The organism is Dysgonomonas termitidis, from assembly GCF_054657735.1.
Genome location: NZ_BAAHYD010000003.1, coordinates 1,501,563 through 1,513,324, shown reverse-complemented (window position 1 = coordinate 1,513,324; position 11,762 = coordinate 1,501,563). Strand labels below are relative to the sequence as shown.

Below are 11,762 nucleotides of genomic sequence, written 5' to 3'. Positions count from 1 at the left end.
TTTAGTATATATTATCTGAATATCTCAATGCCAAATTTATCACGGATGCGATTATATGCCTCAGCAGCAGCCCCATTACCCCAATCATAAATAGTGAATTCACCTATACCTATCCCGTCCTTACTTGTCCGGCCGTCGTGCCCGTAGTTTTCCATCGTAAAGCCATAGTCTTTTTCATTGAAGAATGGCCAGACTCTTTCCCATTGCTCTTTGGCTAAAGGATTTTCAGGACAATACATCATTGAGAATGAAGCCCGGATCGCAGATAAACCCCGCTCATTGTATTCTTTTTTATTCAGCAGTTTTCCATATTGAAGAATCGTTTCGGCAAAAAGGCTTTGACGAGAGTCATTCCATTCTCCGTCTGCATTCATTACACCAAATCCACCCACTGCATTTACATAAATATAGGGAGGCTGCCATACGGTTTGTGTCATAAGCATCTCATCAAGTGTGCGCTGACCAAGTTTGAGATATTCCTTATTCTTAGTTATTCTATAGCTTTCGAGAAGAGCTTCCGCTGTCCAAAAGATAGAAAAATTACATTGCTTGTACATATTGTTCCTCTCTACTTTCTTCCCTACCCATTCCGGTGTTCCCAAACGGCAACATGACCAGTAAGTTTCAAAATCCTCCCACCGTCCGACAGGCACAATCTCCTTACATACGGCATCTAATGCTCTTAATGCAGATGAATGGTATTTTTCAATTTTAGTTAACTCATACAGCTTGAGCAAGAAAGTAACGCTCATTGATGTCTCCGGCGAATCGTTAAGATATTCCATCGGTTCCAGAGTTTCCATGTCGAGCCATCCCGGGAAGAACCCTTTTGCATCCTGCTTTTGTAATAAGGCGTCCGCGTATTTCCGGGTATATTCCAGTAACCGTTCATCTTTCTCTAATTCTTCATACCAACGCAGCATCAGGGTAGCAGTCCAACTCATATCCAGAATATGGAAAGGAGATTTCCGTGCATCCCAGGTATATGGATTTCTATTGGAGTTTCCCCAATAATAAGTATCCCAGCCTTTCGAACGGTTATATTGCTTCCCTTCAGTTTCTACCGTTTCCATCTCCGTACCGATCAGCCCATAGAAAAAACCTTCTTTCATGGGAGTGGCCAAAGCTAATTCTTTTGAGAGTAGCGCCTTATTCAATAGTTCCTTATCGCCTTTGCGACGGGCATAACGATACAATCCACTTGCCGAACGCAAAGAACTAAACCATGCCTGATTCCATATCGACCGAAACTCCCTCTCATTTACTCTGCCGGGGTAATTAGGACTTTGAGTTGTATTTACGATAAACACCGGAGCACCCACTTTCTTATCACCTAACATAAATTCTTGCCAAACGGCATCTTTCCATGTATTGAACGCCCAGTTGTAAGTATAATCGACATAAGGTTCCAAATCTCCTTTTATCGGATTTCCTTCTTCATACAGTTTCTTTCCCCAATTTTTCCAGAAGAACTTTAACGGTCTGCGAAAAGGATTTTCCAGATCTTCTTTATCCGCATATTTCATCAGATAAAAGCCGAATTCAACCCTTCCTTTAGGATATACTGCTCCTTCTTTGCGCTCATAGATAACATGTCCTGATACAAGTGTTTCACTCATACCTAATACAAGCTTATTTTCCGAAGCGATCATATCCATATACCATCGTGTAGGAGTGCCATTTTTCATAATATTGATATCCGGTATTACAGCTAATCCCTGATTATTATCAGTCACGATCATAGCAGGACTACGAAAAACATGTTGATCGATAATGTTCTTCTCTCCGGGAGTAATATGAGGGGCCCAATTAAAGTCAGGGATAAACGCAGGCTGTATCGTTAGCTGCCAGTCATCTTGTTTTATTTCGGCAGGCAAATCAAATATAAGCCTGACATGAACCAAACCGTTGTCTAGGTTCTTTATTTCCTGCTGAGGATTAATTGAACCTAAACGATTAAACTCGATACTGTGAATTACAGTCTGAAATTCTTTTGGTAGTTTTCTTATCTCTAACAACTCTTCACCTAATACCCTAACCGGAAAAAGAAGACTTGAAAAGAGAGGCAGAAAACTAATTACTAACAAATGATATATCCGTTTATTCATATCTGATATATTGTGCCCCTTTTATAATTATTTCATTTAAAATGCATTGGTAATATCATCTATAGAAACTCCAAGCAGTTTTTCCGTTATTTTTGTCAAATGAGCAGGTTCTCCCACAAAATGGAATACATTATGATTATGAGCCTGGGACTCATTTGGTTTGAGGAAAGCGGCCGGGGAGCAACTCTCCACTTCCAGGAAAGGCCCCATTATACTACCATCTTCAAGAGGTCCGTCGTTGTATGCATTCATAGCATCGCCGACAAGCGGATCTTTCGAAGGATTCCATTCCTGATTAAGATAAGTAGCTCCTTTTTCCACATCGAAAGTAGTGATAGTTAATCTATTCAGTCCAGGATCATAATTTCCGGCAATACCTTTTGTCCTGAATGAATTCAAACCTAATTTCCCCCGCTGGGCACCATCTGTCTTCAGGTAGATGGTCTCTTCTTTTACAGCTAATCTGTCAGCAGGAATTTCGCCGAAATAATCACTGGTCACGATTTTACCCATCGTTTTTTCATCACCCTTATTAAATGGAATAATAGTTACAGCTTTTGGTGCCGGGATAAACATATCCAATATCCATGTAGAAATCGTACCCGTAGCTTTAGTCCATTCAAAATCATTTTTATTGGTAATAATATTACGGGTACTATATGCAACATATTTCACTTCATCAGCTAACCGGATACCTAGCAGGGACTTTATTTGCTCTCCATCTAATAATTCGACAGTACGGTCTACATTCAACTTAAATTGCGTCCCAAGAAAGTTCTTTACCTCCATCTCTTTTTTCATAACAACCTGTTGGCCAGTTGCCGAAATCAATTCCCATGGTTCTATATCAATAGGCTTAGGTGTATGCCAGTTATCATAGACCTGCTCCTTTCCCTTTTCGAAATAGACAGAGTATTTTCCACCTTCAGGCCCAAGCCAAAAACGATTTTCGCCTCCATAGCCATTCATATGTTCATCAGGAACAGCCAGTTCGAAAGCTTTATAACCAATAAACCCCATACTCCTGCCACTTGCCCCATCAACAGTACTGGTGAATACTTTTGCCTGATATTTGGGAGAGACGATTACCTGAGCTTCATTATCCCCTTTCAGTATTATCAAGCTGTCTTTTTCAGACAGATAATTCAGATCGTATCCGAATGTTCCTTTTTCATAATTTTCCATAGCGGTTTCTTTTCCCTTCTTGTTAGAATTAGCACAACTGAACAATAGGCCTAAAGCCAAGATCAGGGCTATAAATTGACTGATTTTAATCATATTATTATTTTTTTATATCTATTTGGTGATGTTTTCCCGAAACCAGGCACTCCTGAATATCGATTTCTCCGTATTTAACCTCCAGAAACGGCTTTCCATTTTTCAATCCCGCATTTGCAAATCCGGTATTGGTTGAAAGGAAAGACACAAAATCATTCCCAATGCGGGAGTCGAAATAAATTGTCTTATCTACTGCATCATAGCGGATACCGGTCAGTCCCTCCAAAAGGGCATAGCTGGCCATTGCACGGGCATACCATGCTCCGCATTCATACTCATTGAAAGGATTACGTACTTTTCCATTATAACGGTCACGGCATGTACGCACTATTTCCAAACCTTTCTCTACTTCGCCCTCGAACATCAGATGTGCAGCAACCTGATATTCAATACCTGTCCACACCTCATCACTATATACAAACGGGAGTTTAGGTTTACCTCCTTTCGGCCAGGAGCAGAGAAGCAAGCCACCTTCATTACCCATTGCAAACGTTGGGCGTTGAGGGTTCGCGTGTTCGCGTAAATCATGTTTCAGGTTATATTTATGCACGGCATTCAAGTGACTCGTAACTTTCGTTTTATCTATTATCTCAGGCATTCCGCATACAATTGACATCCACGAACCTAATATACCATCTGACAAACAGCCCTTGCCGTATTGATATTTAGGACCTTCTGCCTCCAATATTTTAAGGGCTTCATCCGAATAGCCCGAATTAAATGCCTGTACTTTAGTCGGATCGTCCGCATTCAAACCTTTCCATTGTATATTCTGAATAAAATATTCACCATCGAAAAGCTTTGTTTCCATATATACTTTACTCTTGTCCATCAGCGCTTCGTAACGTGAAATATCTTCTCCCAAATATTCCCCCATCAAACATATCCCCTGTAATGCCCCGGTATAGAAACTTGTAATCATACCATCAGCTCCCCAGAATTCAATATCGTAGGTATTATGATGAGGCTCTTCTATCGCCCCTACTTCACGCGGGTCCCATGTCCTGATACAGTAGTCCATACTTGCTTTTACGAATGGATATATTTCTTTGAGCCAATTATTATCGCCCGATATACGCCATTCGCGATAGACCTTCATGATACCGCCGAGCTGTCCGTCCGCTGCCGAATGGAAATCGTGAATAACAGGACGTATAGGCAAATTGTTCCGGAATACCTGATGGCCTTCCTTATTTTGGCCTGCATAATATTCTGTCTCCCGCAATGTGCGTTCCATTGCCGGAAACAGATGGGGCACTGCCTGCGCATAATTCCAAACATGTGTACAGGAACCATGACACGATCCCCAGGTATCTCCGCACCCTTCCCAGTTCCACATACGTCCATCGTACTGGCGGAAGACTGTCGGGGATTTTAATATTGTAAGATTAGCCGCAACGGCTTCAATCACTTCCGCAGGAAGCGTACTATTATAGAAAGCCTCTGTAAATAGTTTGGTCTTTGATTTCAGATCATTATAGTTTTTAAGCCAGTAAGCAGAAACTTCTTTTATGTTCTCAAATTTATTACTATACCATGGACGGTAATTCCCATCCCCTTTATTATCATAAGGATAGCATTTTGTTGTACTATCTGTACATTCAGGGATATTTGGATAGTCCGATCCGGATTTAGGATCTCCGCCTATGCGCAGATTAGAGTAAGGTACATACCAAGCCATATAGAGTTTCACTGTTTTAACTTCTCCGGGTTCTAGTTTCACGGGAACAAACAATGACGCTCCGGTAGCCCCCTCTAATTCGGGTGGATTGTTTTCTATTGTTCCTGTAACGACATTATTCCAACAGATAGTCAGCGGGTCAAACCACCCTCCTCTGAACCAGTTATGATTTACCTTAGTTTCAGGATCATCAGTAAATATAGCAAACTCACCCTGATGAAAAGGTTCATCCCCGGCTCCGGACTGGTATAGAATAAAGCCATTTTCGTGTGATTTTATACAAGAGGTACCTTTCCCGTGTACATACATAAAATTGCGTGTATTGTACGAAAAAATTGCTTCGATGACAGTATCGCCTGTATTTTTGAATTCATATTCCAATCCCCCTACCGACAGGCTCGAGTTATCAGCATCTGTAGGGATAAATGGATTCCATGCGTTTATTTTTACATCCACAGGCATTTGATCGTCTTTCAACTCTATTTCGGCAAATGGAAAACGAGCAGTAAAGGTATTTTCCTTATAACGGGGTAGCCCCCATGTCCCACCTCCACCTAAAGCAGAGAGCGGCATTCCAAACTTTTTCCAGTCAGGGACCTGACCTTCTAAGATTTTGGTTGTATTGTTGACATCTTTTATATGAAGGGCCGCAAACATGGCAGGTTCATGAAAAACCTCTGGACGATGCCGCAACGACATATTTGATATCGCACCACTTCCTTCGATACAAAACATCCCTGTTCCCATTCCCCCTATAGGGAAGGCAATCCGGTTTGTATAATCCCCTGTATATTTTTCATTATAGATCCGGAGTCGTTCCCTATTACTTTTCTGGGTACAACATATAAGAGATGCCAACCCAATCACAGCCATACATAACAGGCTATGGTGTACTTTTTTCATAGATACAGTCTCGTTAAATTAAGGATGACGAATATACCTTTATGATAAGGTATCAAAAAACATTAAGAGTAGATTATAATAAGCCTTCAGGACTTATACGTTTTCGTTTTCTTACTTATTATCTTAAGAGGGACAAGAAGTATCTTATAAATATATTCCCGGACAGAATCTAAAGGGGGATGTAAACCTTATCTTCCCCCTTCAGACAAGTAACCTAAATTATTAATTAACCTCTAAATCCTGCCAACCCGGCAATTTCGGAAATTTAGCATGTGGTTCGCTTTGATACCAAAAAACGACTGAAGATATATCCGATTTTTGAGGCAGGTAACGTCCGCCTGCTCTCCAGCCCAAATCTTGAATCGTTATTTTGAGATCTTTTTCGAAACGTACAGGATCTGTTATATGCCATCTATACATACCGAAGCGTTGCTGGGAACGATAAGTTCCATCGGGACGAATAACCTGATGCAATCCTGCATAAGGCGTACAAAATTCTTTATACTGTCCTTCGCGGTCAAAGTTGTAAGATCCACAGAAATAATCTTCCGCGCCGGTACCGCAAATAGTAGGATATTTAGTATCTCCATCCATAAAGAATTTGATTTCTCCTTCGCCCCACCATCCATTATTATTTACTCCCTGGGCCATATATGTACCCACGTAATGTCCTTTTCCTTTAACTCCGTCAATCATTGTATAATCTGATGTTTCATTGTAATGTGTACGGCGGAATTGCGCATGGAAGTACCCTGCATCAGCCGGGACATCAGTCAGAGTATAGTCAACTTGATAATAAAGCACCATCGCATCTCCCGGATTGACATTTTCCATGGTGATCTTACATTTCTTACGGAAAGGCATTGTCCAGTAACAATTGAATGCACTTCCCGGATTAACGCATATGGCCAATGAGCTTAGAGGAGCATAAACACCCCATCCCATACCGAAAAAGTCTCCGACAGGACATTCTACCGAAGGTTCTTTTTCATCGTCCCAATAAAAACGCAGGATGGAAAAGCGCCAGTTGCCCGTAGGTGTCATCCAAATATGCTGGATAGCTCCGGGACCTTCAATCTCAGCTAATGTAAAAGTTTCGCCGGGCGCTATATGGACATACGGATTAACCTTCCATGTAGGCCCGAGATCGCGCGCAGCATGGTGAGCGTTCGCTACATTTCGCTTATCTCCCTGCATAGCAGGATCGGCCATTCCTCCCTTACCCTTTTCTCCTGTAAAGTTCTCAGGGCTGATAGAACGTGTTTTTGCATTAGATAGCCGATGCAGATTACTCATATCCACACCAAGACCGTTAAACGCTTCTTGCGAGAATAAAAGCTGCGTTATAAAAAAAAGACTAATTAGAAAACAAGTTTTTTTCATGGTATTTTATTTTTAGATAATAATTGAAAGTTCGGTTTAACCTTTTGCCGGTTTATAGCCATACAGGCCAAAATATAAAATAAATAAGAAACATGCGAGCGGAATAAAAAATCCGATAGCCATATTTTCTTCACCTAATGCTCCCATTATAATCGGAGAAAACGCTCCCCCTGCAACAGCCATGGTCAAGAATGATGCGGCACGCTTTGTGTGCTCGCCCATTTTTACAAGCCCTAATGCATAAATCGTAGGAAACATAATAGACATGAAAAAGAAATTAATGTATAGGGCATATAAAGATATCTTCCCTAAAGAAAGGATGACCAGAACCATGGATATAGTACACATAAAAGCATAAAGAGACAAAATATGCTGAGGCTTGAATTTTGCCATGATAAAGCTCCCCGACAGCCTGCCAATCATAAATAAAAGCATACCTCCGAATGATAATAACTGCGTAGCCTCTATTTTTGATATATTATGATCCTGCTCCATCACATAATTGATAAAAAAACCAAATATTCCCGATTGAGCCATCATATATGCGACCAGAGCCGCTATCGCCAGCACAAAATGCCGGTGCTGGAATAATGGTATGGCTTTATCTTGCCCGCTTTCGGTAACTTCCTGAACGGCTTCCTCATCAGACTCCTGTATATCGGGAAGTTTGACAAAAAAGAACAATACTGTAATAACCAACGTACAAATACCAAGTAGAATATAAGGCTTTGTTAAAGCTAGCGTATCCCCTTCTTCTGCCCCAAAGATAAGAGCACCTCCGATAAGTGGGCCAAGAATCCACCCCAATCCGTTTAACGACTGGGACAAATTGAGCCGCTGCGCGCCACGTTCTTTCGGTCCTAACACTGTTGAATAAGGATTTGCCGCAGTTTCAAGAAAGCATAATCCGCACGCAACAACAAACAGTGCTATAAAAAACGGATTGGCTGAATGAAGATAGGCCGCCGGAAGAAAAGAAAAGGACCCTACGGCGTAAATCAACAAGCCAAATATAATCCCCTTTTTATATCCAAAACGGCGCATGAACATCCCTGCGGGAACACTCATAAGACCATATGCTATATAAGTAGAGAATTGGACAAACCCCGATTGAGCCTTGGTCATAGTAAACGCTTCCTGAAAATGTTTATTCAGAACATCAAGTAACCCATGAGCAATCCCCCACATTAAAAACAGGCTACTAACCAGAATGAAAGGGATTAAATAACTCCCTCCGCCGGGTGAGGCAAATAATGATAACTTCCTTTTTTTGTGTTTTTCCATTATAGTATTATTAATAAAAATATGCTTATACGTTTAACTAAAAATAAAAAAAAATTACCTTTTCCGTTTTTGTTAATTTTTCCCCGGAACCACAATATTTGTTTGTAGAGTCACGCTTTCCACAATCTTATATTTCGGATTCTCTATATATTTGAATAATATATCCAGGGTTCTTTCCCCAAGTTCCTTCACAGGCTGTTCTATACATGTAATATCTATATCTGCAAAAATATACTCATCCGGATTATCTATACTTACATATTTCAAATCGCGATAATTATCAAATTCTCTCAACGCAATTAATGACTGTACTCCCACCCTGTTGGTTGCAAAAACAACAGAATCAACCTTCTTGGTCATCAATGCAGCTATAGCCTGCTTTACATTTTCTTCAAAATTCTCGAATGTCACAGAACGGACAAGATCAGCATCAACTGAAACTCCATTCATTTTCAAAGCCTTAGCATAACCTTCGTATCTTTTCTTTATATTCGGCAGGTTTATATTATAAGCCATAAAACCGATACGTTTACAACCCTGCTCCAACAGAATATTAGTCAGTTGAAAAGAAGCTCCTATATTATCAATCTGAATGGAACTTACAGGCAAACCTTCGAGACCTCTATCCACAGAAACTACCGGCACCTTACGCTTTACTAGTTCCATCATAGCCTTTTCGCTGTCTTGAGGTGGCACAACAATTATACCATCGACATTTTTTTCTATAAAAAGGTGAATAAGGCCCTCAAATTTGACACTAGACTCATCAGAGCTGCCGAACATAACCTGATACCCCTTAACCTCCGCAATATTTTCAATATGCCTGGCCAGTTTCGCAAAGAAAGGATTGGATATATCGGCAACTATCAAGCCAAGAGTCTTTGTTTTCCCTGTACGCAAGCTTCTTGCAGCCATATTAGGCCTATAGTTCATTTCAATTGCAGCCCGGCGGACTTTTTCCGCAACTTCCTTCCCAATACGGGAATCTTTGTCTTTTTCATTCAAAACCAAAGAGACCGTAGCACTGGACACACCTAATTTTTCCGCAATATCTTTTATAGAAACTCTAGCCATAAATTCATTTTACCTGATCGATTCAATAGGGCTTTATACTCTTTAACAACTAATTATGACACCCCATGATACAAACGTAATATTATTAAATCGTTTTAGCAAATTTATCTGTTATTTTTTTTTATAGATCATTTATTTTAACATTTAACATAATTCCAAACATATTTGAGTCACAGCTTATATATAAATTTTCTACGCTTCTATTTTGAAGCAAAAGAAGTATATTATTCACAGAAACAAAGTACATAAACATCTGTTTATAAACAATATAATAAAATAGATATAGCATTATATCAAAGAAAAAGAATCACTTTAATTCAGGATCATGCATTGCCAGCGATGAAAATATAGCATTCTCTTCAATATTTATTTCTAATTAATTTATACATTTGTTGTAGTTAATCGTTTTATTAAAATAGAAGAACCATGAAGAATATTATTTCCATTGCTCTATTCTGCCTATTTACATTATTATCAAAAGCACAGCATGAAAAACTGAAATTTGAAAATCTGGTGACACCCGATACAAGTAAAGTATGGATACAGCCAACACAGGGAAAGCCGGCAATGGCAATATGGGGACATACAAAAGGGATCTCTGTCGCGATTCCCCAACTAGACATTATGCCCAGAGGACTAATTCGGATTTTCACTCCCTATTTAAATCATGAACGGCATATAGTCACAAACTTCATAGCAATGGAACCTGTACCTGCGGGTCAAGAACAACGAGGGCTCTCGGAACTGGAAATGAGTAGCTGGGATCCCGGCATCAGGGGCAAACGTTTCTGGAGTTCTGATAATGCAGATCAAACCTCCAACAGCAACGAAATATTTCCGGTGAGAGGAATCATTGAAAACAAGAATGGCATAGAGACATTAAGCGTCTATATTTTTTCGGAGCCATTCGACAATGGGGCAAAAGTATATGTTCGGTTGCGTTTCTTTGAGAATCGTCCATATGAATTTGAACTGACAAGCTATACATACGAGAACTCAACCGAGCTGAATAACTTTATTCTGACCGCCACTATGGGAAACAAGGCTCGCCTGCGGACACTGTATCTCGACAGCTATGAAAAGAATTCTGCCGACATATGGCCTTATTACACAAATGATGCATTTACTCCACATGCCTTCTTCTCCTTAAAAGACATGATACAAGACCCTAAAGGTTTTGCTTACTTTATAGCAGCTCCAAACGAGAAAGACCCATCTACAGCCGTTTATGCTGAAGGTACGCATCAACATTGGAAATACACCGGAAATGTGGCTACACAATATTGGATAAGCACAAATCCAAGCAAAGAAACACAAGGAATTGTCAATGGCCGCTATACATACTGGGCAAGTAAATCACCTATTCCGGGAGGAATTTCATTTGAAAATTTCGAAATGAAGGAGCTTTTTAAAAACGGGAACCGGTATATATTTGGCATTACACCTGAGTCTCCTGAAGACTTCATAAATAGGATAAAGAAAGAAAAATAAGCAGTTATCATTTCTTTTACTCTAACATTTATTGATTTCAAATCTATTATAGAGGGAATAGTTTGCTCTTTGTCAACTGTGCGATACATTCAAACCTGTATACATTGATTGTCTACAGGATAAACATCAGATGCAAAGTGTCCTTTCGCCTTCCCTTCCCTGGTCTAATACTTAATCTTATTGGGATTTTTTGCTCTTATTATCTATTGTTCTCTTCTAACTTACAATATAGCATAACAAAAGCATGTATGAAGTTCTTTATTTTAATCCTACCATGTAGTAGATCATGTGTTTTGCATTGAAGATCCTGCTTAAATTTTAGGATTCTTATCTCAAATTCTTATTGTGTTATTGTGCTTGGTAGTCCCAGGCAGAGTTGAACTGCCGACCTCTACATTATCAGTGTAGCGCTCTAACCAACTGAGCTATAGGACTGGCTGTTCTCGCCTGAAACTGATTGCCAGCTTCTTGGTTTCTCTTGGTCAGTTAACAGTTAGCAGTAAACAGTAAACAGTATATTTCAACTGGTAAACCTGTACCTACTCCTGTAAACTGAGTAT

General features: G+C 39.9%; 7 protein-coding genes and 1 tRNA gene. 1 reads left to right on the top strand and 7 read right to left on the bottom strand.

From position 1 onward, the window contains the following. Positions 1 to 11: 11 nt before the first annotated feature. The 6 genes from ACYQ3L_RS27055 to ACYQ3L_RS27030 form a co-directional block, all read right to left on the bottom strand. Positions 12 to 2,108: a glycoside hydrolase family protein gene (locus tag ACYQ3L_RS27055; RefSeq protein ID WP_379997771.1), complete on the bottom strand. Its 2,097-nt coding sequence runs from the start codon at positions 2,106 to 2,108 to the stop codon at positions 12 to 14. A gap of 36 nt (positions 2,109 to 2,144) precedes the next feature. Beyond that, complete coding sequence (locus tag ACYQ3L_RS27050; protein WP_379997773.1) at positions 2,145 to 3,386, bottom strand: DUF6786 family protein; 1,242 nt, start codon at positions 3,384 to 3,386, stop codon at positions 2,145 to 2,147. A 4-nt stretch (positions 3,387 to 3,390) separates the two neighbouring features. Next, the gene (locus tag ACYQ3L_RS27045; protein WP_379997775.1) at positions 3,391 to 5,970 is read right to left on the bottom strand and encodes a GH116 family glycosyl hydrolase; all 2,580 of its coding nucleotides are present in this window, start codon (positions 5,968 to 5,970) and stop codon (positions 3,391 to 3,393) included. A 222-nt stretch (positions 5,971 to 6,192) separates the two neighbouring features. Continuing rightward, positions 6,193 to 7,353 (bottom strand): glycoside hydrolase family 172 protein, encoded by a 1,161-nt coding sequence (locus tag ACYQ3L_RS27040; protein ID WP_379997777.1) that lies wholly within the window; start codon positions 7,351 to 7,353, stop codon positions 6,193 to 6,195. A gap of 36 nt (positions 7,354 to 7,389) precedes the next feature. Next, entirely contained in the window at positions 7,390 to 8,637 is a 1,248-nt protein-coding gene (locus ACYQ3L_RS27035) for a sugar MFS transporter (RefSeq protein ID WP_379997779.1), read from the bottom strand. Positions 8,638 to 8,709: 72 nt separating this feature from the next. Continuing rightward, positions 8,710 to 9,711, bottom strand: coding sequence for a LacI family DNA-binding transcriptional regulator (locus ACYQ3L_RS27030; protein ID WP_379997781.1), 1,002 nt, complete (start codon positions 9,709 to 9,711; stop codon positions 8,710 to 8,712). A gap of 426 nt (positions 9,712 to 10,137) precedes the next feature. Here ACYQ3L_RS27030 and ACYQ3L_RS27025 point away from each other — a divergent pair, with 426 nt between their 5' ends. Continuing rightward, a complete protein-coding gene (locus ACYQ3L_RS27025) occupies positions 10,138 to 11,202 on the top strand; it encodes a hypothetical protein (protein ID WP_379997783.1) in 1,065 nt (354 codons plus the stop codon). A gap of 358 nt (positions 11,203 to 11,560) precedes the next feature. On the opposite strand, the gene ACYQ3L_RS27020 is transcribed toward ACYQ3L_RS27025, so the two are convergent. Then, positions 11,561 to 11,637 (bottom strand) — tRNA-Ile (locus tag ACYQ3L_RS27020). Positions 11,638 to 11,762: the final 125 nt, after the last annotated feature.